This is a genomic window from Paenibacillus phytohabitans, from assembly GCF_013141775.1.
In the GTDB taxonomy this organism is placed as follows: domain Bacteria; phylum Bacillota; class Bacilli; order Paenibacillales; family Paenibacillaceae; genus Paenibacillus_AQ; species Paenibacillus_AQ phytohabitans.
This window is the reverse complement of sequence record NZ_WHOB01000088.1, coordinates 27,361-54,001: the sequence shown is the minus strand read 5'-3', so window position 1 is coordinate 54,001 and position 26,641 is coordinate 27,361. Positions and strand designations below refer to the sequence as shown.

Below are 26,641 nucleotides of genomic sequence, written 5' to 3'. Positions count from 1 at the left end.
AGTCAGAAGCTCCTTCCTAATCAGCGGGTCTGGGAAGCGGAAGTGCGAGACGTGCTCTTGCGGCCGCCGGGGAAAAGCCGGATGAAGCCTCCAGCGTAGCCAGTACCTTGTCAGCGAGGGATATCCAGGGCTGTACCGCTGAAGCCGCAGATTCGGAGGCGGACATTGTCCCGCCCGTTGTTCGGGCAATCGCAGGATGCTGAAGCAGCGCTGCGATATCGCCGTACGTCAGCTCTGCTGCGGGAATGGCTTCCGCCCGCTGAAGCAGCCGAATTAGAGAATCGGCAGATGCTGCCTCCGGTTCTCCAGCGTAATCTTGCCCTTTCTCAGCATGCGCCCCCGAACTACGTTCATTTGCACCAACCTCCCGCGCAACTGTTTCCCCCGCAGCAAGCTCTCCCTCAACACGCTTCCGCGCAACTGTTTCCCCCGCAGCAAGCTCTCCCTCAACACGCTCCCGCGCAACTGTTTCCCCCGCAGCCTGCTCTCCCTCAACACGCTCTCGCGCAACTGTTTCCCCCGCAGCCTGCTCTCCCTCACCAAACTCCCGCGCAACTGTTTCCCCCGCAGCCTGCTCTCCCTCACCAAACTCCCGAACGACCTGCTCTCCCGCAGCATCCTCATTCACCCCGCCGCCCAACACATCAGCCGCCGCCGCATAACAACCGTCCGTTACCAGCAGCCGCACAAGCTCCGGGCGCTGCTCCGCCAGGATGACGGGCAAATGCTCGGCCAGCCAGCCCTTGATCTCAAGCTCACGCCCGGCGCATTTGAACAGCCGCACTAGCCGGGTGACCAGCGGCCAGGGCTCCGGATGGAGCTGAGCCGCCCTGGTGTAACAGGCTATCGCTTCATTATCCTCGCCGATCTGCTGGCATGCCTGCCCCAGAAGAGTCCGGGTAAGGTAAGTGCCGAGACCGGATTCCGTATGGTAGGCGGGAGGCGAAGCTCCGATGTCCAGCGCCCGGCCCAGCGCAGCTTTGGCCTCGGCAAAAGCCGACACCTGCAGCAGCAAAGCCCCTTTTATATGATGAAGATCGGGATAGTCCGGGAAGAGGGCAAGGCCCCGTTCACAAGCCTCCAGCGCACCCGGGAGATCACCTGTTACAGCCAGGCAGCGGATTTCGTATTTATACAGCAGATGAATATAGCTCGTATCCGGCTCCACATGGTCCAGCGAGGTTAGGATATGCTCCAGGGCATGCCCGTAATCGCCCAGCCGCATATATTCAACCGCCATATTGAAATGATGAAAAGCATCCCCCGGATTCAGCCTCAGCTGTTCCTTAAGCAGCCCGATATTGCGGCTGATTTTATCTTTCTTCTCCACAACCCCGTCGGCATACCCGTAATGATGAACCACAACGGTGCTCATATGCATTGCGGCCGCCGGGGTTTCCTGCACAATCACAGCGGCAATCTGCTCATGAATAATTCCGCTGAAACGATAGCTCGGGCGGCGCTTAAACATGCGGAGAATCGGATTGACCGTAATGGTCTGCGAGGCGCGGTCCGTCCCCTTATGGTTATGAATCCGCACAAAAAACGCCTCATACTCCGTATGCTCCGCGCACACCAGCAATTCTTTTTTACTCCCGGGCTCCAGCTCTTCATCCGCATCCAGCACCAGAATCCAGCTTCCACGCGCCCCGGCCAGACCGGCATTGCGTGCGGACGCGAAATCCCCGGTCCAGGGGAACGGGATGATCCGGGCACCGAAGCTGCGGGCGATGGAAACCGTGGAGTCGGTGGAGCCTGTATCCACAATTATAATTTCATCGGCAACACCGCGGACACTCTGCAGACAGCGTGCCAAAGTGTCGGCTTCATTTTTGACGATCATGCATAAGGAGATCAGCGGTTTGCGCGGTGTTTTTTTCATAAGCTCAGGTCTGCTCCTCTCTGCCGCTGTTTGTAATTCCAAGCCGTATGCCAGGGCGTGCGGTTCAGCACCTCGATGGAATGGGCAATCGCTGCCCGATCCTCCTGAAGAGGCCCGTGGGCCTTCTCCCCCTTGAAGCTGTTTGCAACTTCTCCAAGCCCCAGCTCCGCCAAATGCAGATAACAGAGCGCCAATCCGGCACTGGCTGCCTCATCCCCGGGAGATCCTTCGAGCGAAAGCCGGTACCAGTCCGCTGCTTCGGCATAATGCCCTTTATCCGCCAGCATCTCTCCGAGATACCGCAGTGTCGAGCCCCGCGCTTCTTTGCTGCTGACCAGACGGATGAACAGCTCCCCCGCCTCCGCCCGCCAGCCTTCTTCATAGAGCGCCTCCGCCAGATCACCTGTATAAGCAGGAAAACGCTCCACAAGCAGCTTACCCAGTGTCACAAGCTCCAGCTTCACAGCGAGCCGGATTACCTCGGTAATGAGTCGAGAGTGGCCGGAATCGGCAACGGCTGCTTGCGGGAGGACTGCTTCTGACGACAGCTGTGTATCGATAAAAAGCAATCCGGAGCGCAGCTCCGCAGGCGATTGCAACCATTTCTCCTGCTGGAGCTTCTCGCCAAGCTCCCACGTACAGACCGCTTCAAGGAGCCATAGCTGCCGCATAGTCTCTGTATCCAATTCCCCGGGAGACAGCAACAAGGGTTGTGCCCGCAGCTTGGCTGCAGTCCTGCTGAACGCATGATATTTCCCGGTGCTGACCCAGGAAGAGAGGATAAGCAGCACAGTATCTGTCTCCAGCGGAAAAAGCTCTGGCGGCAGCTCAGCAATTACCTTATAAGCGCCAAGCTCATATAAAGTGCGGATAATTGAGCCTCTTGCTGTGCTCTGTGCGATACCGGACAGCTGCATTAGCAGCCCGGCGATATCCTCATCCGGCACCTCAAGCTGCTGGAAGGCAGAGGCGATACCCTGCATCGCCGGGAGATACAGCGAATGATGCTGCAGTGAACGGTGGAACAGACGGGCGGCCTCCTCCTGCTTGCCAAGCTGCTGTGAGATGACCCCCATGCGGTGCAGCGGGCGGAAGCTGTCCATGCCTTGTTCACTGACATAAGCTCTGTGCGGAGCAGCGGCGGAGGAAGTGTCCACTGCATGCTGGTAAGACTGATACGCACGATCAGGAAGCCCTTGGCTCTCCCAGGATTGGCCCTGAATATAATGTAAGTCGGGATAATCGCCATAACGCGTAAGCTCGCGTGTCAGGAGGCTGTCGAGCGCTTTTACTTTACCGGTGGCCAGATAAATTTTGCATAGATCACGAATCATGGACGGACGGTAGGAGACCTGCAGCGGAGCATGGCCAAGCGTATGGCGCAGCAGTTCTTCGGCTTCCTTCAGCCGCCCGTCCTGACAGCAGGTGACCGCCAGATTATAGCTGTAAAAGGCATCGTCCGGCTCTTCTTCCAGCGCAAGGCGCAGCAGCTGTTCGTTGCGGCTGATTTTATTTTTGGCGCTCATAATGGAGGGCAGGTAGCCGAGGTGAATGATCTCTATGCTGCTGGTTCCGATTGCGGCGGCTCCATGTATTTTTAAGATAGAGGGATCTACACTTTCATGAATTCTTCCGCTGAAAAGATAGCCCTGTCCATTGCGGAATAACCGCACATTGCTGTGATACAGACGGTCCTCCGGATTACTCCCCAGCCAATTCTCTATGCGCACTGTATAAGCTTCGGCTGTGCTGCCTTGCAGGATATCCTTGATTGACTCTATGGAAGTCTGCAGTACTTCATCCGCATCCAGCACCAGTATCCAGTCGGTATTCGCGCAGGACAATCCGGTATTGCGTGCTGCCGAGAAATCATTACTCCACCCGACCGCATATACGTCAGCCCCATAAGCCCGGGCAATGTCCATCGTTTGATCTGAAGAGCCGGTATCGGTAACGATGATTTCATCGGCACCATTCAGACTGGCAAGACAGCGGGGCAGGAGCTCGGCTTCATTTTTGACAATCAGCTGCACTCCGAGCGTGGGTTTGGCAGGTTTATTCACGATTGTTCCTCCTTGGCGGGCTATATCATTCGGTACTGCTTATTGCTGGTTGAGGCACAGGGTCGCGTTTTGCCGTCTTATGTAGAAGCAGAATGCTGCACAGGAAAGAGTACATGGATATCCATGCACTCTTTGCTTCTGCATCATATGACGGGCATTTCTTTTACGTTCCTTGTGCATCAAAAATGACATTAAGCGTAGAAGCCGCACCCGGCGTAGAGGATTGATAGGAGAGGCGGGTGTATTTCAGGAACCGTGCAGGCACGATGACGTCAACCGAACCAGCCGGCAGCGGATTGTCGCCTGTAGTATCCACGAAATAGTTAGTTCCGTCCGCGCTGATCTCAACACGGGTATTCACCGGATTGGCTCCGGTATTCACAATGAAGTAAGAATAGGTGCCCAGTACGCTGGTAGTATTGGCCGGCAAAGGCGTGTAGGTATCTGAAGTTGCAATTCCGGTTGTAGCCAGCTCAATAAAGCTGCGTTGTGAAATCGAGGTTACGCTGCTCAGCGTACCGGCAGTAATGGTAGCCCCGAGCACACTAGTAATCGTACCGGCAAGGATGTTAGTAACCGTACCAGCCGAAGACAATGTACCGGCAGTAATGGTAGCACCAAGCACACTGGTGATTGTACCAGCGAGGATGTTAGTAACCGTACCAGCTGACGACAATGTACCGGCAGTGATGGTAGCACCAAGCACACTGGTGATTGTACCGGCGAGGATGTTAGTAACCGTACCAGCTGAAGACAATGTACCTGCAGTGATCGTAGCCCCGAGCACGCTAGTGATCGTACCGGCGAGGATGTTGGTAATTGTACCAGCCGATGATAATGTACCAGCAGTAATGGTAGCGCCGAGCACGCTAGTGATTGTACCAGCGAGGATGTTAGTAACCGTACCGGCGGATGACAATGTACCAGCAGTAATCGTAGCGCCAAGCACACTAGTAATCGTACCGTCGAGCAGGTTGGTTAACGTACCGGCAGTAATCGTAGCGCCGAGTACGCTAGTGATAGTACCATCGAGCAGGTTAGTAACCGTACCAGCCGAAGACAACGTACCTGCAGTGATCGTAGCCCCGAGCACGCTGGTGATCGTACCATCGAGCAGGTTAGTAACCGTACCAGCGGATGATAATGTACCAGCAGTAATGGTAGCGCCGAGCACGCTAGTAATCGTACCGTCGAGCAGGTTAGTAACCGTACCAGCGGATGACAATGTACCAGCAGTGATTGTAGCGCCAAGCACGCTAGTGATGGTACCGTCGAGCAGGTTAGTAACCGTACCAGCGGATGACAATGTACCAGCAGTGATCGTAGCGCCGAGCACGCTGGTAATCGTACCGTCGAGCAGGTTAGTAACCGTACCAGCGGATGACAATGTACCAGCAGTAATTGTAGCCCCGAGCACGCTGGTGATCGTACCATCGAGCAGGTTAGTAACCGTACCAGCGGATGATAATGTACCAGCAGTGATCGTAGCGCCGAGCACGCTGGTGATGGTACCATCGAGCAGGTTGGTTAACGTACCAGCGGTAATCGTAGCGCCAAGCACGCTAGTAATCGTACCGGCGAGGATGTTGGTAACCGTACCAGCCGATGATAATGTACCAGCAGTGATCGTAGCGCCAAGCACGCTAGTGATCGTACCATCTAACAGATTGGTAACCGTACCAGCCGAAGACAATGTACCTGCAGTGATCGTAGCGCCGAGCACGCTAGTGATCGTACCATCTAACAGATTGGTAACCGTACCAGCCGAAGACAATGTACCTGCAGTGATCGTAGCCCCGAGCACGCTAGTAATCGTACCGGCGAGGATGTTGGTAACCGTACCAGCCGATGATAATGTACCAGCAGTGATCGTAGCACCAAGCACACTAGTAATCGTACCGTCGAGGATGTTGGTAACCGTACCAGCCGATGATAATGTACCAGCAGTGATCGTAGCCCCGAGCACGCTAGTGATCGTACCGGCGAGGATGTTGGTAATTGTACCAGCCGAAGACAACGTACCTGCAGTGATCGTAGCCCCGAGCACGCTGGTGATGGTACCGTCGAGGATGTTGGTAACCGTACCAGCCGATGATAATGTACCAGCAGTAATCGTAGCGCCAAGCACACTAGTAATGGTACCATCGAGCAGGTTAGTAACCGTACCAGCGGATGACAATGTACCAGCAGTGATCGTAGCTCCAAGCACGCTAGTGATGGTACCATCGAGCAGGTTAGTAACTGTACCAGCCGATGATAATGTACCAGCAGTAATGGTAGCTCCAAGCACGCTGGTAATCGTACCGGCAAGGATGTTGGTAACTGTACCGGCAGATGTTAATGTACCAGCAGTAATGGTAGCTCCAAGCACGCTAGTAATCGTACCGGCAAGGATGTTAGTAACTGTACCGGCAGATGTTAATGTACCAGCAGTAATCGTAGCCCCGAGCACGCTGGAGATAGTTCCGTTTAAGATAACGGTGGTCAGATTTCCGCTGGCATCCGTTGTCAGTGGGCGGTCAATCAGAGTCGAAGGGTCCCGGCCGAAAATAAGCGTGCGCAGATTGTCCGGATTGGCTTGAAATGAACTGAAATTCGGCAAAGTTATTCATCCTTTCTTCATAGAATGGATATCGTCTGCTTACTCATGAAAAAACCCAAACCGTCGTCTGGGTCTCAAGCATATATAAGCTGGCGGGTGGAACAGGGTGAAGCCTGTACGTTTAAGCTGGACCATTCGAATGGTGTGATATTACTATATGGAGAATTTAAGAGGATGACTGGGTTGCGGGTGCAAAAATACGCATATTACCGAACAACCTGCCAGACGTCCTTGCATACTATGAGAATATGCTAGAACGAGGGAGGGTAAAGCTATGCCCAATGATGCTGTATTCAACCAGAACAGCCAGCCGCTGTATACAGAGCAGGTCAACACCTATATTGCTCCCGGTATTGATACCCTGCCTGAGGCGGGAGCCGCCATGTCAGGCTTATTGTTCGGATTTTCCTTTGCTTCCACAGTTACTACTGCAGCTCCGCTTGTGATGCAGGTATCCAACCCGGGTGGCAGCGGACGTACGGTGTATATTTCGCGCGTAATCGCGAGCACCGGGACAGCAGCGGTAACCTTAACACTGCTGCGCAATGCAACAGTCGGGGGATCTATCGTAACCCCGGTCAACTATAACTTCGGCAGCGCCGTCACCAGTGTGACGACTGCACGGACAGCAACGGCGGCACCCACCGGAAGTCCGGCAACGTTAATGTCGCTGCTGCTGGCCACAGGTCCGGTGATTCTTGATTTGGACGGAAGAATAATTCTGCCCCCCGGCAGCTCGCTTACGATAAGCATTACAATTGCATCTGGCAGTACAGCGGCTACCGGGAACATCAGCTGGTGGGAGAACTAGAACCAGAATCAGATCAGAGCCAGAACGGGAGGGAGCGGATCATGCCTAATAATTATGTAATTAATGATAATGACCAGCCGGTCTATGTAGAGATGACGAATACCTTTCGGGCACCGGACATTAGCGCACCGCCGGAGATAAGCGCTTCCCAGTCTGCCGTTTTATTCTCGGCGAATGCTTCGAACTCAGCAACGATTGTCCTGGGACTTGCTTCTGCCATCATCACAGTGCGCATCAATAATCCGGCCGGCAGCGGCAGAACCTTGTATTTATCCCGCGTAAGCGGCAGCATCGGCGGGACTTCGCTGCTGACCTCCATCTCAGGAACCTTTACCATTGTTAGAGGAGGGACAATCACTTCGCCTGCTACTGTAACTCCGGTGAACAATAATCTGGGCAGCCCGGCGGCCAGTGCCATGACGGTTCAGTCCTCTACCGCGGCAATCACCGGAGGAAGCGTATTAGCCACTTATCAATTAGCGCCGGGAGTATTTACTCCGGCTTTTACCGGAAGTATCATCGTTCCGCCTAACAATGCACTCAGCATCAATGTAACCTCCTCAAGTGCTGCGGTCGGAACCATTATCTCCGCGTTGAGTCTGACCTGGTGGGAGAGATAACCGCTGTTATGCAGTCGGTCTATAGCAGGAACAGGGAGTAAACCTTGACTTCGGCTCTGTTAAGGTTTATTTTTCTATAAATGGATATTAATAAGGTGTGAAATGAGGATACATGATGGATAGCTGCCTGTTTATACACGGCTTTACCGGAGGCGAGTATGAGATTGCTCCATTATCCCAGTATCTCGGAGCACATGATTGCCTGTCCAGAACGTTCACGTTACAAGGACACGGGGGCAGCCGGAGTGATTTGCTCCAGTCGGACCGCCAGGGTTGGCGGCAAAGCGCCGAGGATGAGCTGAGTACATTGCTGACCCGGACAGAGGGCGTACATCTGATAGGTTTTTCTACAGGGGCGCTGATTGCTTCCCATCTATCGGTTCAATATAAGGCCAGGATCAAATCACTGACTTTGCTGTCCACCCCTGTGTTTCCGCTGAATCCGGTCCAGATCCTGCGGACGCTGGGGCAGCCGGAGATGATCAGGAATTACATCCGTAAATGGGGCTCCACTCCCGCGAAGGCCACAAGAGAATTTCAGCGTCTGGTCCGCGAGAGCTTTGAGATCTATCCGCAGATGGATCTGCCAACCCTCATTGTGCAGGGCAAGCGCGATCATCTGGTGAAATTCAAAAGTGCAGGCTATCTGGAGCAGACCATCCCCTCCGGCCGCAAGCAGGTGCTGATTATGGAAAAGAGCGGGCATATGGTCTGCCACAGCGAGGAGAGCCCGGCGATGATGAGGGAAGTGCTGCAGTTTATCCGTAGCTCCGGTCATTAATTCAGGGAAGGTAAACGGACAAGCCGAAGAGCCCCTTTTCACAATTCAGTGGAAAGGGCTCTTCGGCATGCAGTTCTTATTGTATGATTTCACATTGACATTGCCTATAGCGCGTGTTAATTTCAATTTAGGGAAACCGGTTTCCCGTGGATGGGGCCGTTATAGCCCAGCCAACTCCAGTCCGGGTAATTCATTCGGACGAATTGCCTCATTTAATCTATTCTGTCCGCAGGCTACTTACTGCTTCGCAGGGAAGACAACCTTGGAATCAGCACCGGCTCCAGCAGCTGTCCGCTCTCAGTAGTGACCGTGGTGCCAAGCTTGTCCATTAATAACCGTCCTGCGGAGACCCCAAGCTGGAAGGTATCCATATTGAGTGAAGTTAGCGGAGGTGTGGTATAGGGAGACAGCGGGTATTCATCGAACGTGGCGATGCCCAGCTGCGCCGGAATCTGAACCTTCAGTTCCCGGGCAGCCTGGAGCACTCCAAAAGCAGAGAAGTTACTCATGCAGACAATAGCATCGGGCGGTTCTGCGCTTTGCAGCAGCTGCATAGCCGCGTCATAGCCATCCTCTTCGGCTGCTCTGCCGTTGATAATCCGGTCGCTGCGCACCGGAAGACCCGCCTGACGCAGCGTGGCCGTATAACCGGCGATACGGCGCAGGAACAGAGGCTCGTTCTGTTCTCCGCCAATAAAAGCAATAGAGGAATACCCCTGCTCCAGCAGATGTCCAGTCAGCACCGTTCCTCCAAGCTCATTGTCACAATCGACCCATGTCCCGGGAGGATTAATTTCACCGATCGAGATATAGGGGAACTCCAGCCTGTTAAGCTCTGCGCATAGCTCAGGAGTCAGCACTGAAGTGTTGGCAATGATACCGTCCACCCGCTTATTCAGCACCAGTCTGTGCAGGAAATGCCCCTCAGCCTGATCATGCTGAATGTTGGCAATGGTCAGCTCATATTTCAGAGGTCCGATGACGCTCTCCACCCCGCCGATGATGTTATAAAAGAACTGATTCAGAAATTCGCTTTCCTTAGACATATCGATCAGGATTGCGACCGTATTACTGCTTTGTCTGGCAAGTCCGGTGGCAATACTGCTGGGAGTATAGTTCATCTGCTTAATAATATCCCTGACCCGGGTTTTCGTTTCCTCGGATATTTTGGGAGAGTCATTCATTACCTTGGATACGGTGGATTTGGCAACTCCTGCCGCCTGGGCAATATCCTTAATCGTAACTTTCATAGCGATCCCTCTCGGTCATAACGGTATTTGTATTCCATGACAGTGAACTCGTTCTACCTGCCATAATAACACAGATTGTGCAAGCTACTCTATGCAGTACCAAAGGAGACTGAACCTGATGTCCAAGCATTTGTTTCTGTACCATACGGCCGAGGACCCTTTCGCTTTCCCGGCAGGTCCCGGCACCCTTAAATTGCGTTTATTTGTGCAGAGCGGACAGTCGCTCTGCTGTACCGTTATCCATTCCGACCGCTACGATTCACCCGGCAGCGAGCTTCCGCAGGAGATGGAGCGGACCGGTTCTGCCGGGGCCTATGACATTCATGAGGCGGTACTCCGGACGGAGACCGGCAAATGCCGGTACCAGTTCCATATCAAGAATCCTGCAGGGGAAAATGTATGGTATGGAGAGAGGGGAATATCGGAGAACCGGGAGCAGGCAGGGGCTTTTCAATATGCATATATTCACCATCCGCAGGCAACCCTGCTGCCTTCCTGGACTGCAGATGCGATTGTTTATCAGATTTATCCCAGCAGCTACAACCAGGGGACGTTACAAGGCATTGCAGACAAAATCCCCTATTTGCACGAGCTGGGTGTGACCGCCATTTATATGACTCCGATCTTCGAATCGCCTTCAGAGCATAAATACAATACATCCGATTATTACAAGGTGGACCCGGGCTTTGGGACGATGGAGGATCTGAAAATGCTGGTTGATACAGCACACCGATACGGGATGAAGGTTCTGCTCGATGCGGTATTCAATCATGCCGGGGATACGTTCTTTGCCTTCAAGGATGTGTTGGAGCGGGGAGAGGCATCGCCGTATAAAGACTGGTTCTATATCCGTTCTTTCCCTGTACGCCAGGCGCCGGTTCCCAGCTATGAGACCTTCGCCAAAGCGGAAGCCAGCATGCCGAAGCTGAATATGGATCATCCGGATGTAGCCGATTATATGATGGAGGTAGCCAAGTATTGGGTACGGGAGGCGGGAATCGACGGCTGGAGGCTGGATGTGGCTAATGAAGTGTCCCCGGCCTTTTGGCCGAGGTTCCGCCGGGAGTTGAAGGCCGAGTTCCCCGACCTCCTGCTGATTGGTGAGATTATGCATGCTTCCGGACCGTGGCTCCGGGGAGACCAGTTCGACGGCGGGATGAACTACGTGCTGCGGGATGCGGTGCTGGAGTTTTTTGCCGGACAATCTGCGGGACCGGTCCGCTTCATGGAGCAGGTGCTGCACCAGGAAGCCCTCTACAATGATCAGGCTAATTCAGCTATGTTCCAGCTGCTGGGCAGCCACGATACCTTACGTTTTCTGACTGCCTGCAAGCAGGGAGGCAGGGGCTGGGACCGGGAATCCACAAGCTTAAGCCGGATGAAGCTGGCTGTATTTTTCCAGATGACCTATATAGGTCTGCCCATGATTTATTACGGTGATGAAGTTGGAATGGAAGGGGCTACGGATCCCCACTGCCGGCAGCCAATGATCTGGGAAGCTCAGGATCAGAATATGCTGCTGCAGGAATGGTACAAACAGCTGATCTCTCTGCGAAAAGAACATGAAGTGCTGCGGACAGGCGGATTCCGCCCGTGGTTTACAGACGAGCCCCGCAATGTCCTAGGTTATGTGCGGCGCAGTGAACAGGACCGGATGGGCCTTATTATCAATAATTCTCCTAATGCATACCAGCTTGAGCTGTGCAATTACCGCCCGGACAAAACGGTGCTGGTTGATCTGTTGAGCGGACTCACCATCCGCACCGATAAGCGGATGCTAGTGGAGATTGAGCCGTTTGGCTGTCTGATGCTTCATTAAATGAAGACTGCATGAAGCAGAGGCTCATTTCTTGTTTTTGTTTTTTTTGAGCTGCCCGAATTCCTGGTTCTCCCACTGTTTGAGCAGCGGGTAAGGATCAAAGGCCCATTCGGTAATTCCGCGGTCACGGTAGATTCCGTAATGCAGATGGGGCGGGAATTTGCCCTGAGTGCCCGGACTGCCGTATCCGGAGCTGCCCACCCAGCCGATGGTCTGGCCTGGGATCACAATATCCCCCCGGGATAAGGACTTCTCATAACCCATCAAATGCGCGTAATAATGGTAGCGGTTCTCGATATCCCGAATGCCGATCCGCCAGCCGCCGTAACGGTTCCAGCCCTTGGTCTCCACCACTCCGAAGCAGGTGCTGCGGACGGTCAAGCCATGCGGTGCGAACAAATCTGTCCCTTCGTGGACGCGTGCCCCGCCCCAGCTCCGGCCTGTTCCCCAGGTGCTGCGGTAGGCGTAGTTCGTACCTATGGGCAGCGGGAAGGCGCTGCCTGACAAGTCAAGCCGCCCGAAATGCTCATACAGCTTGGCGAACTGGGCTATCCGCTGAGCTGCGCGGCCGTTATGGTAATACTCCCAGATGCCGATGCTGAAGTCGCTGGACGATCTGCCGTACTTAAGCAGATGCTCTGCCATGCTATAGAGCACGTCAATATCATTCCCTGGATCGGCAATGCCGTCTCCCGTGCCGTCACGGCCGAAGCCGCCGAAGAAGGTGATGGATTCCGGGAATTTATCCTCCTGATTAGGGTTTAGGGGTCCGGACCATACGGGTGCCGGGATGGAGATACCGGTGAGCCGGGCCGGAGCTGCTGCGGAGTCTGCTTCTGACGCCGCAGGGCCTTTTTTCTTTTTGGCGACAGACCGTTCATATTGATCAATCGCAGCGAACCGGAACCAGGGAATTCCGGTTGCTGCACTCATCTGTTCATAGAGCCCTTTGCGGGCAGCGGCGGCGGCTTCTTTGCTGTCTGCGGCTACGGGACCGCTGGACGTCAGCTCCGGAAGCTCATGATAACGGGCAGCGTGGGCGGGGGTACTCATAGCAGGGCTGCTGCCCCAGAGCAAGGCGGCTGCCGACATGCATATAAGGGTTCTCCGGGTGTTATAACTTCTGAATAGGGCAGGCATAATCTCAACCTCCTGTGTTCCGGACGCTTAGTCATCTATACATCCTCATGAAATGGCACCTTGCAGGTGCTTTTCTTTAGATTGAAGCAAAAGCGTTATTTTTATCCGTTACCTCCCAAAGGTTCACAAAAACAGGCAAATGACTATTCCACATGCTATAATATGAGGCAGCAACTTTTAACTATGAAAATGACATTCAGATCGAAAGCGGGGTTTCATCATTTTGACTAATAGAACAGCCAAACAGCCCAAGCCAGACTGGATCAAAATCAAGTTAACCACCGGTGAAGATTATCAGGAAATTAAGGGCATGATGCGTTCCAAGACGTTACATACCGTATGTGAAGAAGCGCGCTGTCCGAATATTTATGAATGCTGGGCGAACCGTACGGCAACCTTCATGATTCTGGGTGATATTTGCACACGGGCTTGCCGTTTCTGCGCTGTAAATACAGGCTTGCCGACTGAACTCGATCTGCTCGAACCCGAACGTGTAGCTGAAGCTGCAGAAGGGATGATGCTTAAGCATTGTGTGGTTACCAGCGTGGCCCGCGATGATCTTAAGGATGGGGGCGCGCAGATTTTTGCCGAGACGGTAGCCGCTATTCGTAAGCGTCTTCCTCTGTGCAGCGTAGAGGTACTGATTCCCGATTTCCTGGGCGACCGCGGGAGTCTGGAGATCGTGATGAACAGCAATCCGGATATTCTGAATCACAATATTGAGACCGTGGAACGCATGTCGGACCGTGTCCGGGCCAGAGCCAAATACCGCCGTTCCCTGGAGCTGCTGCGCCGCGCGAAGGAGATTAAGCCGGATATTCCAACGAAATCGAGCATTATGCTTGGGGTCGGTGAGGAGTGGGGCGAAATTCTGCAGGCGATGGATGACCTGAGAGCGGCAGATTGTGATATATTGACATTAGGACAATACCTTCAGCCTTCGCCGAAACATCTGAACGTGGAGAAGTATTATCCGCCGGAAGAATTCGCTATGCTGAAGGAAGAGGGAATGAAGCGCGGCTTCAGCCATGTGGAGGCGGGTCCGCTGGTGCGCAGCTCCTATCATGCGCATGATCAGGTGAAGTCTGCTGCGGTTGCGCGTGAGGCGCGTTCGGTTTCCCAGGCTTAAGTTTATTTTTTAGTTTTAGTGTTGTAAAAAAGGGGCAAAGAACCGATGTTGCGATAGCGACGAGGTTCTGGGGTGTGCGGTTGCACCACCCCTCCGCGTTGATGGAGTCATGGAGAGGGATTTTGAAATTGTAGGAGCGGTAGCGTCCGCCTTTGTTGGCTGATTTCAACCGCCCAGCGGTTTAAATGGAAGAAATCAGCCAACAACAGCGGCCGGAAATTCAAAATCCCGCGGAATGACGGCTTATCAACGCCCCCAACCCTCTCATAGAAAGGCAGGCGACACACGCTTGATCGTTATAGGTGGAAAAGGTTACGAGCTCATGCTCGATCATAAGGACGGATGGAACCCGGAAGCATTTCGCGGAAGATACAGCGAAGTGCTGGACCGCTACGATTATATTATCGGTGACTGGGGGTACAGCCAATTACGTCTGAAAGGCTTCTACCGGGATAATCACCCCAAGGTGAACCGGGATACGGCTATTTCAGGTATGGTGGATTACATTAATGAATACTGTAATTTTGGCTGTGCATATTTTGTGCTGCACAAGCTGAAGGAAGCTCCGCAGGAGGGAACCTTCAAGGATATTCTGATTAAGGAAGTTCCTGAACCGGGAACGGAGGAAGAACTGGAGCAGGAGTCTGCCGAGCCGGCAGGGAATGTGAAAGATCACCGCGAATCCCCGTCCAAGGGAGGGAACCGGGACAAGGATAACGCAGGCGGTTCAGGCCGGGAGCATGCTGCCAAAGACAGACCTGTGCGTGAACACCAGAGCCGGAATCACCGCAACAAGGAGCAAGGCAAGAAGAACCACAAAGAGTTCCAGGGCAGAGGCCAGCAGCAGGGGAATCAGGGTGGCAATCAAGGCAACTCGAATAATCATAAGCAGAACAAAGAGAACAGAGAGAATAGAGAGAACAATCCCAACAGACAGAACAAGCAGGATAACCCAAGCAACCAGAACAAGCAAGATAACCCAAGCAACCAGAACAAACAGGATAGCCAGAACAACCAGAATCCGAATAACAGCCAAGGGTAGGCAACGCCTGTTCACGGGGCGGTTATTCCAGGTTTTCTCCGGTGTTTCGGTGCATTCCCCCGCAGTGTCGCTTAGACGCTGCCGATAACTTAAAGAGTCCCTTCAGCCACATGGCTGGAGGGACTCTTTTGATTCAGTACTGTATTTTAGCAATGAAGTCCAATTATTTAACCGATAATTTCAGCTGATTCTGGGCAGCGTTGTAGCTCCATGTAAGCAGCGGGAACTTTTTCTTGAAAGCACCCAGCTCGATGAAGGTTTCGCCGTCCTGGTATAGCGCCTCTTTGGCGGCCAGGGTGAATCCGGAACTTTTGCCGGCTCCGGTCGTAATCAGCACCTTCTTGTTCTTCGTGTCCCAGGTTACTTCACTCTCTACAAGTGCGGACAGTACGCGGGAGGAGGCATAGACTTTATCCCCCTGCTTGATCAGACCGACATTTCCGGCAAAAGCAGCACCGTTGATATCGAGAATATGATTGTCACCGGAGGCTGTGATTCCGGTCAGTCCGGCGATCTGCAGAGCCGTGATCAGCTGGGCCGTTTTGCCCTTGATCTCAATATCAGGAGCGAGTCCGATGTGGTTGAAATCCTCCTTGCTTGGAGTCAGATACTTCATCGTTGTCAGCTTCAGCTCGCCGCCGTCCGACATGGGAATCAGACTCTGAATCCGCGCCTTGCCGTAAGAACGGGTACCGACAATTGTAGCCAGTTTGTTGTCGCGGAGTGCCCCGGTCAAAGCTTCGGAAGCACTGGCGGTGTATTCATTGGTCAGTACAACAACGGGAACGCCGATTTTGCTGCCGTTTGTGATCGTTACAGGTGTCAGTACGCCGCTCTGGTCGGAGGTATACATCATAATTCCGGCATCCATAAACTTGGCGGCAATATTCTGGGCGCTATCCATGTAGCCGCCTGTATTGTCACGCAGATCGAGCACCAGTGACTTCATTCCTGCTGCCCGCATTTTATCCAGCGCTGTGGAGAACTCTTCGTCAGCGGTCTGTGTGAAGCCGTTGATGGCAATATAGGCAACCTTGGACCCGATAATTGTGCTGGTAACGGATGTTGTGGTAATTTCACTGCGGGTAACACTGTAGGATTTGCTAACGCCGTTCCGCTGGATCAGCAGAGAGACCTTCGTGCCGGACGCGCCGGCAAGCTCATCGCCTGCCGTATCATCTACCCTTACACCGTTAATCTTAAGAATGATATCCCCGCGTTTCAGACCGGCTTTCTCTGCGGGGGAACCGCTCATCACTTCTTCAATGTAGAGTTCTTTGGGCGTATATACGAGCCGGACGCCGATGCCGACATATTCCAGATCAACCGCGTGGCCGAAGTCAGCGGCTTCCGCCTGATCGAAATATTGGCTGTAGGGATCATCCAGCGTACTTACCATGCCGTCAATCGCACCACGGATGAGCGTATCCTGATCAATACCCTCCACATTGTAGTACTCAAGATATTCCATAATTTCATTGATGATATCCGTTTTGGAGGATTGCACTGCTTCAGTGGAAGCAGCAGCGTCTGCGGCCGAAGCGGCAGGAGCCCAAGCGATGGATAAAGCCAAGCAGCCGCTTAGGGCTGCAGTAAGGATCTTGGCTGATTTCATAAGTTCATACATCCTTTTGATATATTTTGATATTCTAGGATTGCGCACTATCAAAGCTGATGTGATAAGTGTCGTCAATGGTCCAAGAGCCGCTTTCCGATTTGCTCAGAATGAAGATGAGGGACTGGGTGTAGCTCTCTCCCGATTCACCGTCTTTAATAGAGACTTCCGTGTAGACCGCAGCTTCGTCGGCCGCATAATAGTAGATATTCGCATTTGTCAGCGAGTAGCTGAGATCATAGGAATCGAAAAGATCCTGCAGATCGGCTGCACTGGCAGCGTCGTATTCCTCACCGTAAGAGGTCATTAGTGCCAGGGTTCCATCAACATTCTGGGTAGTCATATTCTGATAATATTTGCTGAGATTATCCTTGATTACTGTGGCGTCACCCTGTGGAAGCACCGCCTGCTTCATGCCTTGCTCGCGTGTAAGCAGCACCGTGGATTCCTGTACCTCCATTCCGGAGATTTTCCAGGACCCGTCCTTACGGACCAGTGTGTACAAATATTCGAACTGCTCATCCGGGATATAATAACCGCCGGTTCTAACCGAGCTTTCCACAGTGTAGACAGTAGCCTCGTCTCCGGCAAGACTCAGAATCTTAAGGCTTGTAATGGTATTCTTGAGGTCGTACAGCTCGAACAGGGAATTCATATCCGTTACAGATTCCATATTATCGGATTCGGAATCCACCAGGGAGTAGAAGCTGATGGCTTTTTCTTCATTATAATATTTATTGGATAATTGAATGAGTGCTGTAATATCCTTCTCATCGCTGGAGGAGGATTGCGGTACGGTAATTTTCACGCTCCGGCTGGCTGAATCCCAGACGGCTGTTCCGCCGGTGGCTTCAGCTATGAAACGCAGCGGTATGTAAGTTGTACCTGCCGTGGATACCGGAGCAACCGTAAGCTGCTTGACCGTACCGTTGACAGTAGCACGTTTGCTGCCGACCTTAAGGCTGATATTCAGGCCTGTACCTGTCCCTGTAACTGTTCCTGTCTTGGAATCCCATAGCACCTGCAGCCCGAGCTTCTCGAATATAACCCGGAAAGGCACCAGCACCGTATTATCCTTCAGATAAGGGGTTCCGGCGGTGAAGGTAAGATTGCTGTTGTTTATGTAGACTTTGATAGGTTTCTCTGCTGCAAAAGCGGGAACGGCCAGTACGAGGGCCAGCAGGCTCACGCCAATGAGGGATAGTAGTTTTTTCAATAGATTCTCTCCTTTTAATTAGCAAACTTTGTAAAATAGGTTCATTATACCATTTGAAAATTCCCTCTGTCCATTTCTTATGAACGATGCTCCGGAGGTAGCAGGACTCCGGGCAGGCGGCATGATAAAGCCGGAGAGGCGGGGCATCTCCGGCTGTAAGAGCAATGGAAAGCAGACGTATCATCTGGTTCGGATATCCTTCTATTCCCCAGAAATCCTACACTAGAAACGCTTCACGGACACGGTTCCAGAAAGGGAAAGGGCGGTACCGGGCAAAACTGATTTTTTTGTCGGACACCTGACAACGTACAGAGATCAGATCATCCACAGGAATATTGTTATGGTCCACGGTCAGCAGCAGACGCTGATCCTTGCGCGAGAAAATATCGCAGTGATGATGCTTGGGCAGCAGCAGCGGCGAACCCATCGTGCGGAATACCCGGTTATTAATCGAAGCAATCTCCGAAATCTGCAGCGCCTCGATCGTGGGATGCACCATGGCGCCTCCCAGACTTTTGTTATAAGCGGTACTTCCGGAGGGGGTAGAGATGCAAATGCCGTCACCGCGGAACATTTCGAAGCTTACATCGTTAATATCAATCTGGATGACAACCGTTCCGTCTACGCCTTTAAGTGTGAATTCGTTCAGGGCAATATGCGAGCTTGAACCGGACTTCTTGTGAATTTCCAGTTCAAGGAGCGGATACTGCACCATGCGTGGATTATGCGGCCCTATATCTCCGCACATATAATCGATCAGGGTCGGCAGCTCTTCAGCTTGCCAGTCCGCATAGAAGCCCAGATGCCCGGTATGCACACCGACAAAAGCCAAATTAGGAATCTGGTCGATAAACGTATGAAAAGCATGCAGCATGGTGCCGTCGCCGCCAATCGATATCACAATTTCCGGAGACTTGGCATCCAGCTCCAAATCCCGCTCCGCCGCCAGCTTGTGAAATTGCTCCGCTAGTTGGATGGACAATTCATCTCCGCGGTCCAGAACATAATATCTCAAGATGTACAGGCTCCTTTGTATGATTCAGTCATACACCGATCATAATCAATCTTGACCCGGAACACAATATTTGAATGAGTTAAAAACGCCGCAGCCTGCCCGCCAGCAGCATCAGCAGCGACAGCACAAGCATGCAGGCCAGCAGCAGGCAGAGCAGGCTGAGGCTGCTGATCAGGGCCGAATCCGGTGAAGCCAGGCCGGAGGCAACAGGCAGCGCGCCCCACTGCCCGGCCAGTCCTGAGCTGACCACCGGCTTCCAGAGCAGAAGAACAAGCCCGGCAGAGAGCAGGGCATGCACTAACCGTGCGGCCATAAAGGGAAGGTAACGCAGTCCGGTGCCATTCAGTATACTGGCTACCTGGGCGTGAACGGATAATCCGCCCCAGGAGAGGATGAACGCTGCAGCGGCCACCTTGAACTGCAGCGGAATTCCTGCAGCCGCTTCTCCGGCCGAGCGGGCCCCGAGTGTCACCTCGAATAACCCGCTGACCAGAGCGGCCGAGAGCCCCGGCGGGAATCCGGCCAGGGACAGCAGCCGGCCGGTGGTACTGAACAGCATGGACATAATTCCGGCGCGGGCAAGCAGCTCCATCAGCACATTGAAGAATACTACCAGCCCCCCAACGACAATAATAAGCTGCAGCGAGGACTGGATGGCGTTCCTCAGCAGTTCGCCGAGACTTCGGCCGTCTTTACGGCGGGCCTCAGCCATGGCACTCATCGCGGTGCGCAGTCTGCCGTAGCTTGGTCCTGACGGGGCTGCAGATGAGGGAGCTGCGGGCGTAGAGAGAGCTGTCCCGGAGTCCCCGGGTCTGCTGCGGCCATGAAATGACATCAGCAGGCCAACGATGAATCCGCCCCCGTAATGGGCAAGGGCGAGGATAAGCCCGAGTGAGGCATCATGGAAGAACCCGACGGACACGGCGCCAAGCAGGAAAATAGGATCTGAGGAGGTGGTGAAGGCCACCAGCCGCTCCCCTTCCACCTTGCTGATCATTCCCTGCTCCCGCAGCTTGGCGGTTAATTTGGCCCCGACGGGATATCCTGACACATATCCCATGGCAGCCACGAATCCGCCGCTGCCGGGTATATTGAAGAGCGGGCGCATAAGCGGATCAAGCAGCGCCCCGAAGAGGTGGACGATGCCAAAGCCCAGCATGATTTCAGAAATGACGAAGAAGGGGAACAATGAAGGAAAGAGCACGTCCCACCAGACAGCCAGCCCGCGAAGTGCCGCATCCAGAGAGCTGGATGGATGGACCAGCATCAGCAGCATACAGCCCGCCAGCAGGATACCGAGCAGCGGGCCGGCAATTTTGTTCAGTGACATCGATGGCACCTCCAATTCTATGCTTAGTTGTATGCCGGAAGTGGGACAAACAGCACAAAAATAACGCGGAAAGCGGTTACATTTACCGGTGCTTTTTCACCGGAATTATGATATTATAAAATTAATTAATGCACATCTGATCAAGATTGATTTAAGGGATGGAGTGATGGTGATGAGTGTAGTTGCCGGAGTTCTTGTTTGTGCTTTTGTATATGTAATCCGGGTCTCTCTTGTCCCGCCTGGTGATGAAGAATTTAGAACTTACTGACTACAGTAGTTAACGAGCGCTGAACTTAGGTTTGGCGCCTTTTTTTGTGTTTTTTCCCTTAGGATGCATGTCTTAAGGCAGGGATAACTGTGGAGCTTATTTTTTGGTATAATAAAATAACTGCTTGTCAGATTAACAGGGAAGAAGGCTGAAGCCTCCAATGAATTCGAATGAGAGTCTGTTTGATAACCTGGGAGGTGCCGAGGGAGTTCACCGTCTGGTGGAAGTGTTCTACTCCAAGGTACAGCTCCACCCGCAGCTAAGTCCGTTATTTCCTGAAGATATTACTCCTGTACTGGAGAAGCAATATCAGTTTCTAAGCCAGTTTTTTGGTGGTCCTGCCCTTTATTCGGAGCAGCACGGCCATCCCATGATGAGAGCCAGGCATATGCATATTCCCATCACTCCGGAACGGGCGGATGACTGGCTGAACTGCATGAAGGCCGCACTTGAAGAGACCGGTGTGGAAGAGCCCCTGCGTTCGTTCGTACTCAGCCGGCTGGCGGGTCCTGCGCATCATTTTGTCAATATGCCCCATGAATAAGAGCTGCTGTGAAAGGATGAGGGCGTTTTGCCGGAATTAATACCCCTGTATTCAATTAAGGTTGTATGCTGCAACTGCGAACATGAATTTTCAACATCCAGAGTACGTCCCAGTCTCAAAAAAGCCATCCGCCGTGATGCTGATTTCTGCTCGTATTACAAGGATGAGAATCCTGACTATTATGTTGTGCGTGTCTGTCCGAAGTGCGGCTTCGCATCCACGGAGAATTCAGCAGACAAACTGGTGGAATGGCAGCGCAAATCTTTTGATGCGCAGGTGGGCAGACGCTGGGTAACCCGTGACTTCGGGGACAAGCGCAGCTGGGAGGTAGCTCTGGAGACTTACAAGCTGGCTCTTATCTGCGCACAAAGCATCAAGGATAAGGAACGGATCATTGCAAGTCTGCTGCACCATATTGCCTGGCTATACCGCTATCAAGGGGATACGGTACAGGAACAGCGTTTCTTGCGTTACTCGCTTGATGAGTATGTGAAGGTGTTCGAGAATGATTCCTCGGGAGGAAATGATGCCCGTCTGATGTATCTGATCGGGGAGCTTAACCGCCGTGTCGGCGAGTTCACTGTGGCTGTGAGGTGGTTCTCCCGCGTGATTAATGACCAGAGAATTACAGATGCGGCCATGATCCGCGCTTCACGTGAACAGTGGGCCATTCTGCGGGAGCAGATGCGCGGAGAAGAGATTGATCCGGACGGCCTTCCGTCGGCTACATAGAGAACCGTACTTGGATTTTGAATGTCGGTCCGCAGTCATCCGGACACCAAAAAGGCGTAGAAGAGAAAACTCCTCATACGCCTGTATTTGGTGACTGAAGCGGGAGAACTGTCTTCCGCTGCTTAGCGGACAGCCCGGTCGAACAGCAGATAGTCCCCGTCATTGTCGATGACCGTGGGGCTGGCACTGCAGCAGGGGAAGACCAGCAGCTTTTTTTTGCCGTCACGTACGATTTGCAGCTCTTTGGGCTTCATAGGCAGAAGAACATTCTCCTGGTCGCAGAACGGGCAATACTGTACGTACATGTCACCCAGAATAATATCATAAGGCCAGGTATGGCTAAAGGGGATCATTCCTTGTCCTGCTCTGTACTTGCTTTCTTGGATAATTCGGCGATTTTTTGCAGCAGGATATGTTGAGGCATATGCATCAGGTGTTCCAGCGGAACGCCGAGTTGTTTGGATAACGTAATGGCCGTTTCCGGCGAAATTTGCAGTGGCTTCACAAGGGAGGCCTCCTTAACATTGGTGGACTATCGTAATTCACTTTACCATGGCTGCAGCACAAATACAAAGAAAACCAATATGAACAAAGGAACGGTGAGAATACATGAAACAGCCTTTATCATTGACCTGGGAACTGGAATCCATTTTCCCTGGAGGTTCGGCTTCCCCCCAGTTTGAGAGTTTTTTGAACCATCTGGAAGAAGACATTGAGAGCTTGCGCCGGCAGGTCGCTGCGGCAGCTGCGCCAACGGATGCTGCTTCTACGGAGTCGCTGGACGGTGTGATCGAACTGCTGCAGAGCTGTGCCGGACGCCTCACACAGGCTGCAGAATTCACCGGCTGTCTGGGAGCCCAGAATCAGCAGGACAAAGGGGCTGTAAGGCTGTCGTCCAAGGTAACTGGCATGCGGGCCGGATTCGAGGGCGTCAGCTCTGCATTCGATAATGTGCTGCGCCAGACTCCGGACGGGGTATGGGCTGAATGGATGGCCCGGCCGGAGATTGCCCCGCTGAGCTTCGTGCTCAGTGAGAGCCGTGATCAGGCCCGGGAGAAGATGAGTCCGGAGCTAGAGAGCCTTGCGCTTGAACTGGCAGTTGACGGATACCATGGCTGGAGCGAGCATTACGAAACGATCGTGAGCCGGGTCCAGATTCCTTTTGAGGATGAAGAAGGCCTGAAGCTGCTGTCTGCCGGCCAAGCCTTCAACAAGCTGGATGACGAGGACCCTGAGGTCCGCAGCACCATGTTCCGCAAATGGGAAGAGGCCTGGGCCGGCGCTGCTGATTATTGTGCCGATACCCTTAACCATCTGGCCGGCTTCCGCCTGAAGCTGTATAAGGGCCGGGGCTGGGAGGATGTGCTGAAGGAGCCGCTTGGCATTAACCGCATGACGCGGGAATCGCTCGATGTGATGTGGGAGGTTATTACGAAGAACAAGCCTGCGATTGTGTCCTACCTGCAGCGCAAGGCGAAGCTTCTGGGTCTGGAATCCCTGGCCTGGGTTGATGTGGAAGCGCCTGTCGGCAAGTCCTCCGGCAAAATCCCTTATGAACAAGCGGCAGCCGATATTGTTACCCAGTTCCGCAAATTCAGTCCGAAGCTGGCGGATTTCGCCGAACATGCTTTTGACAATGACTGGATTGAGGTCGAAGACCGTGCGGCCAAACGCCCCGGAGGATTCTGCGTATCATTCCCGGAGAGCAAAGAATCGCGCATTTTTATGACCTACAGCGGTACTCCGTCCAATGTATCGACGCTTGCGCATGAGCTCGGTCACGCCTATCATTCATTCCTGCTGGATGACCAGCCGCTGTTCAATCAGAACTATGCCATGAACGTGGCTGAGACGGCCTCGACCTTCGCCGAAGTCATAGTGGCTGATGCACAGGTGAAATCCGCAGGCAATGCTGAGGAGAAGCTGGCGCTGCTTGAAGCGAAGATTCAGAACAGCGTAGCGTTCTTCATGAATATTCATGCCCGCTTCCTGTTTGAGACCCGCTTCTACGAGAAACGCAAAGAGGGTCTGGTGAATGCGGAAGAACTGTCTGCCCTGATGGAAGAAGCGCAGAAAGAAGCCTTCTGCGGTGTGCTCTCGGAGTACCACCCGCATTTCTGGGCCTCCAAGCTCCATTTCTATATTACGGATGTGCCGTTCTACAACTTCCCTTACACTGTCGGATATATGTTCAGTACCGGACTGTACCGGCTTGCTTTGCAGGAAGGTGCATCCTTTGCTGATAAATATGACAGCCTGCTGAAGGATACCGGAGTTATGACACTGGAGAATCTGGTGTCGAAGCATCTTGGCGTGGACTTGTCCAAGCCGGACTTCTGGCAGGGGGCCGCAGATTTGATTACTGCAGACATTAATGAATTCCTGGAAATGACAGCGCATCTGGCCTAAGAATTTGTCGGAAATAAGGCGAATTGAATTTTTTGCAGTAAAGCAATAGCTGTAGAATATGGTATGAATACGCAAAGCCCCTGGAAACAGGGGCTTTTTTAGTTGCGTTTTTGTCGAAAAAGGGCGATAAAAGGATTGATTTAGCTAATGGTATTAAGAAATTTGCGCATTCATAGGGATAATAACCCAATTATGTTGGATAATGTTGAATGCGTTTAATTAGTGACCTATAATGTGCCTAAAGCCTTATATAAGGGCTGTTAGGCTGATACTTTACTACTCTGTATTTTTACCCACACAAAACTTAAGCCATAGCTTACGAAGCGGGTTTTGTGAAGCTGAATCATGGAATTTGTATCACCCACAAAACTTCTAGGAGGATATGTATGTTGAGGACGGAACAACTATCGCTGGCAAGACAAATCGATCTGGTGTTTAAGGAACTGCAGGAAGAATTGTCAGGATTGACTTCCGGTATCGTATTTGTGCAAATCAGAAATAACGTCATCGGAAAGTTCGGCATCCGCCATAATCCGCTTGCCGGTCGCAGCGGGAGCTATGCAGCGGAGCAGGAAGGATTAACTGCGGGTCAGCAATCTTCTTTCCGGGTGATGGCTCTGGAGAGCCTGAAGTACAAGAAGCGCTGGACTCATGGCGAGATCAGCTATGAATTTGCCGTCCGCCAGGGGATGGTGGTGGTGGATGCGACACTGGAGTCTAATTACAATATGGCCAACCTGATGATCCGCTACCCCCGCAGTAACCATGGCGATGTCTCCGACCAGTCCTTTGGCTGATTACCCGATTATATATATCTTTGCATGCCCATATAAAAAGCCCCCCTGCGCTTCGACGAGAAGCGCGGGAGGGCTGTGAAGCTGCTCGGCCTAAGCTATGCGCTTGGCCGGATACTTATGATAAGGCTGCTACTACGAACGACCGGACAGTTGTTGCTCTGCCAGTTGCACCAGACGTTTGGTGATGTATCCTCCCAAAGAACCGGTTTCGCGGGAAGTGTAGTTCCCATAATAACCGTCAGCCGGGATAGTTACTCCAAGCTCTTGTGCTGCTTCATATTTCAACTGCTGCAGCGCTGCATTCGCTTGAGGAACGACCAGGTTGTTAGAACGGCTACCACGACCTTGTTGACCTGCTTGACCCATGTTTGTTCACCTCCTTCGCCCGTTGTGAAGATAGTATGAGCGCTAGGGGGAGAATTCATGCACGAATTTCGAAGGTTTAGAGGCTGGTAATTATATGAAATTTATTGGCCGGGATAAATCATCTGCAAGCTGCTGCCGAGCACGAGTGTCTGGCCCGGTTCAAGCGTGACCACTCCGGTGAAGGAAGCATCCTGCTGAAGATTCGGCGCATCCGGAAGCCAGGTGAGCGGTTCAATGCAGAGGAACTGGTCAGCTTCTCCTTTGGTATAGAGGACCCAATGGCGGAATTGTTCCTTGTCCACCGAATAACGCAGTCCATAGCCGTCATCGCGCATCAGTAACGCTTCGGCAGGCTGATGATCATCCATCCTCAGGACCGTATCCAGATTCTTGCCTTGGAGGTTCATATGGCTGTTAAGACTATCGAGTTCACCGAGCGGTAATAAATGTCCGCTAGGCAGAAGTTCATTATTTAGCTCATAAACGCTTTGCACAGGGAGAGTTAGGCTCCAGCGCTCAGGGGCGCCGTCAAGCATGAACCATGTATGATAGCCGATACCAAATGGAATGCGCCTGCCGCCCAGATGGGTAACCTTGAGTGTCTGCACCAGGTCGGGGCCCTGCAGGCGGAATGTCATCTCAAGCTTCAGCGGCTCGGGAAATTGCCTGATCCACTCCGGATCATCTGTAGTTGTGAATTCGGTTGTTACCGCGCAGCCCTCCTCGTCCTCTTCAATATCGCTGACGCACCAGGCTTGGGTACGGTGCAGGCCGTGAATATGATGATCGCCTGAATTCCGGTCGAACTGGTAGCTGGTGCCATCGAACGCGAACTGCCCGTTTCGGATACGGCCGGGCGGTACCAGAAGCGGAATGCCGAAGTGATAAGGTTTCTGAATATAAAAAGCCAAGTCGCTTTCATCAGGCTGGCGCAGGATTTGCCGCTCCTCCTTGCGGTCCCATAAGGAAATTACATTGTTCCCCAGCCGGGGCAAAAGCGTGACTTCCAGCTCACGGCTATGCAAAATGTACGTATCATAACCGTTCCACTGCCCTTTGGTCACCTGTTTCATAAGAGATATGCTCCTTTGATAAACTGTAATCAGATCATACACGAATATCCTTATCATACCAGATTTATTCGGCGGTGGTTAGAGATTTGACAACTTCTCCGGCACGCTCTATGATGAAGGCAACAATGAATGACAAC

General features: G+C 52.8%; 23 protein-coding genes. 10 read left to right on the top strand and 13 right to left on the bottom strand.

Features of this window, described 5'->3' with window-relative positions:
- Positions 1-16: 16 nt before the first annotated feature.
- From GC101_RS28820 to GC101_RS36365, 3 genes are all read right to left on the bottom strand, one after another.
- Positions 17-1,882, bottom strand: coding sequence for a glycosyltransferase (locus GC101_RS28820; RefSeq protein WP_171720142.1), 1,866 nt, complete (start codon positions 1,880-1,882; stop codon positions 17-19).
- The gene (locus GC101_RS28815) at positions 1,879-3,945 is read right to left on the bottom strand and encodes a glycosyltransferase (protein WP_171720141.1); all 2,067 of its coding nucleotides are present in this window, start codon (positions 3,943-3,945) and stop codon (positions 1,879-1,881) included. Before GC101_RS28815 ends, GC101_RS28820 begins: the two co-directional genes overlap by 4 nt.
- A 163-nt stretch (positions 3,946-4,108) precedes the next feature.
- The gene (locus GC101_RS36365; protein ID WP_246354563.1) at positions 4,109-6,547 is read right to left on the bottom strand and encodes a beta strand repeat-containing protein; all 2,439 of its coding nucleotides are present in this window, start codon (positions 6,545-6,547) and stop codon (positions 4,109-4,111) included.
- A gap of 274 nt (positions 6,548-6,821) precedes the next feature.
- Between GC101_RS36365 and GC101_RS28795 the strand changes: the two genes are divergently transcribed.
- The 3 genes from GC101_RS28795 (at position 6,822) to GC101_RS28785 (ending at position 8,759) form a co-directional block, all read left to right on the top strand.
- Positions 6,822-7,358: a hypothetical protein gene (locus tag GC101_RS28795; protein WP_171720140.1), complete on the top strand. Its 537-nt coding sequence runs from the start codon at positions 6,822-6,824 to the stop codon at positions 7,356-7,358.
- Positions 7,359-7,399: 41 nt separating this feature from the next.
- Entirely contained in the window at positions 7,400-7,978 is a 579-nt protein-coding gene (locus tag GC101_RS28790; RefSeq protein ID WP_171720139.1) for a hypothetical protein, read from the top strand.
- 112 nt (positions 7,979-8,090) lie between these two features.
- A complete protein-coding gene (locus GC101_RS28785) occupies positions 8,091-8,759 on the top strand; it encodes an alpha/beta hydrolase (RefSeq protein ID WP_171720138.1) in 669 nt (222 codons plus the stop codon).
- Positions 8,760-8,992: 233 nt separating this feature from the next.
- Here the strand turns inward: GC101_RS28785 and GC101_RS28780 are convergent, their stop codons facing one another.
- The gene (locus GC101_RS28780; RefSeq protein ID WP_171720137.1) at positions 8,993-10,009 is read right to left on the bottom strand and encodes a LacI family DNA-binding transcriptional regulator; all 1,017 of its coding nucleotides are present in this window, start codon (positions 10,007-10,009) and stop codon (positions 8,993-8,995) included.
- Between the two features lie 118 nt (positions 10,010-10,127).
- Between GC101_RS28780 and GC101_RS28775 the strand changes: the two genes are divergently transcribed.
- On the top strand, positions 10,128-11,828 hold the full coding sequence (locus tag GC101_RS28775; protein ID WP_171720136.1) for an alpha amylase N-terminal ig-like domain-containing protein: 1,701 nt from the start codon (positions 10,128-10,130) through the stop codon (positions 11,826-11,828).
- A gap of 24 nt (positions 11,829-11,852) precedes the next feature.
- Here the strand turns inward: GC101_RS28775 and GC101_RS28770 are convergent, their stop codons facing one another.
- Positions 11,853-12,968 carry a M23 family metallopeptidase gene (locus tag GC101_RS28770; protein ID WP_171720135.1) on the bottom strand — a complete coding sequence of 372 codons (1,116 nt, stop codon included), beginning with the start codon at positions 12,966-12,968 and terminating at the stop codon, positions 11,853-11,855.
- Between the two features lie 223 nt (positions 12,969-13,191).
- On the opposite strand from GC101_RS28770, the gene lipA reads away from it, so the two are divergent.
- Positions 13,192-14,097: a lipoyl synthase gene (gene lipA / locus GC101_RS28765; protein WP_171720134.1), complete on the top strand. Its 906-nt coding sequence runs from the start codon at positions 13,192-13,194 to the stop codon at positions 14,095-14,097.
- 289 nt (positions 14,098-14,386) lie between these two features.
- Complete coding sequence (locus tag GC101_RS28760; RefSeq protein WP_171720133.1) at positions 14,387-15,139, top strand: YutD family protein; 753 nt, start codon at positions 14,387-14,389, stop codon at positions 15,137-15,139.
- A 163-nt stretch (positions 15,140-15,302) separates the two neighbouring features.
- Here GC101_RS28760 and GC101_RS28755 read toward each other — a convergent pair whose 3' ends face one another.
- The 4 genes from GC101_RS28755 to ylbJ form a co-directional block, all read right to left on the bottom strand.
- Positions 15,303-16,754, bottom strand: a complete 1,452-nt coding sequence (locus GC101_RS28755) for a S41 family peptidase (protein ID WP_171720132.1) — start codon at positions 16,752-16,754, stop codon at positions 15,303-15,305.
- Between the two features lie 34 nt (positions 16,755-16,788).
- A complete protein-coding gene (locus GC101_RS28750) occupies positions 16,789-17,970 on the bottom strand; it encodes a copper amine oxidase N-terminal domain-containing protein (protein WP_171720131.1) in 1,182 nt (393 codons plus the stop codon).
- Positions 17,971-18,187: 217 nt separating this feature from the next.
- The gene (locus GC101_RS28745; RefSeq protein ID WP_171720130.1) at positions 18,188-18,985 is read right to left on the bottom strand and encodes an NAD kinase; all 798 of its coding nucleotides are present in this window, start codon (positions 18,983-18,985) and stop codon (positions 18,188-18,190) included.
- Between the two features lie 79 nt (positions 18,986-19,064).
- On the bottom strand, positions 19,065-20,315 hold the full coding sequence (gene ylbJ, locus GC101_RS28740) for a sporulation integral membrane protein YlbJ (protein ID WP_171720129.1): 1,251 nt from the start codon (positions 20,313-20,315) through the stop codon (positions 19,065-19,067).
- Between the two features lie 428 nt (positions 20,316-20,743).
- Between ylbJ and GC101_RS28735 the strand changes: the two genes are divergently transcribed.
- Both GC101_RS28735 and GC101_RS28730 read left to right on the top strand, forming a co-directional pair.
- Positions 20,744-21,127: a globin domain-containing protein gene (locus GC101_RS28735; protein ID WP_042139845.1), complete on the top strand. Its 384-nt coding sequence runs from the start codon at positions 20,744-20,746 to the stop codon at positions 21,125-21,127.
- Between the two features lie 27 nt (positions 21,128-21,154).
- Positions 21,155-21,859 (top strand): DUF2225 domain-containing protein, encoded by a 705-nt coding sequence (locus GC101_RS28730; protein ID WP_171720128.1) that lies wholly within the window; start codon positions 21,155-21,157, stop codon positions 21,857-21,859.
- A 122-nt stretch (positions 21,860-21,981) separates the two neighbouring features.
- Here the strand turns inward: GC101_RS28730 and GC101_RS28725 are convergent, their stop codons facing one another.
- Together GC101_RS28725 and GC101_RS28720 are read right to left on the bottom strand one after the other, a co-directional pair.
- The gene (locus GC101_RS28725) at positions 21,982-22,212 is read right to left on the bottom strand and encodes a hypothetical protein (RefSeq protein ID WP_039307194.1); all 231 of its coding nucleotides are present in this window, start codon (positions 22,210-22,212) and stop codon (positions 21,982-21,984) included.
- Positions 22,209-22,364: a YycC family protein gene (locus GC101_RS28720; protein ID WP_076248154.1), complete on the bottom strand. Its 156-nt coding sequence runs from the start codon at positions 22,362-22,364 to the stop codon at positions 22,209-22,211. Before GC101_RS28720 ends, GC101_RS28725 begins: the two co-directional genes overlap by 4 nt.
- A gap of 104 nt (positions 22,365-22,468) precedes the next feature.
- On the opposite strand from GC101_RS28720, the gene GC101_RS28715 reads away from it, so the two are divergent.
- Together GC101_RS28715 and GC101_RS28710 are read left to right on the top strand one after the other, a co-directional pair.
- Positions 22,469-24,268, top strand: a complete 1,800-nt coding sequence (locus GC101_RS28715; protein ID WP_171720127.1) for a M3 family oligoendopeptidase — start codon at positions 22,469-22,471, stop codon at positions 24,266-24,268.
- 386 nt (positions 24,269-24,654) lie between these two features.
- Complete coding sequence (locus GC101_RS28710; protein WP_042139842.1) at positions 24,655-25,065, top strand: hypothetical protein; 411 nt, start codon at positions 24,655-24,657, stop codon at positions 25,063-25,065.
- A gap of 132 nt (positions 25,066-25,197) precedes the next feature.
- On the opposite strand, the gene GC101_RS28705 is transcribed toward GC101_RS28710, so the two are convergent.
- Together GC101_RS28705 and GC101_RS28700 are read right to left on the bottom strand one after the other, a co-directional pair.
- On the bottom strand, positions 25,198-25,431 hold the full coding sequence (locus GC101_RS28705) for an alpha/beta-type small acid-soluble spore protein (RefSeq protein ID WP_039307200.1): 234 nt from the start codon (positions 25,429-25,431) through the stop codon (positions 25,198-25,200).
- 101 nt (positions 25,432-25,532) lie between these two features.
- Positions 25,533-26,504, bottom strand: coding sequence for an aldose 1-epimerase (locus GC101_RS28700; protein ID WP_171720126.1), 972 nt, complete (start codon positions 26,502-26,504; stop codon positions 25,533-25,535).
- Positions 26,505-26,641: the final 137 nt, after the last annotated feature.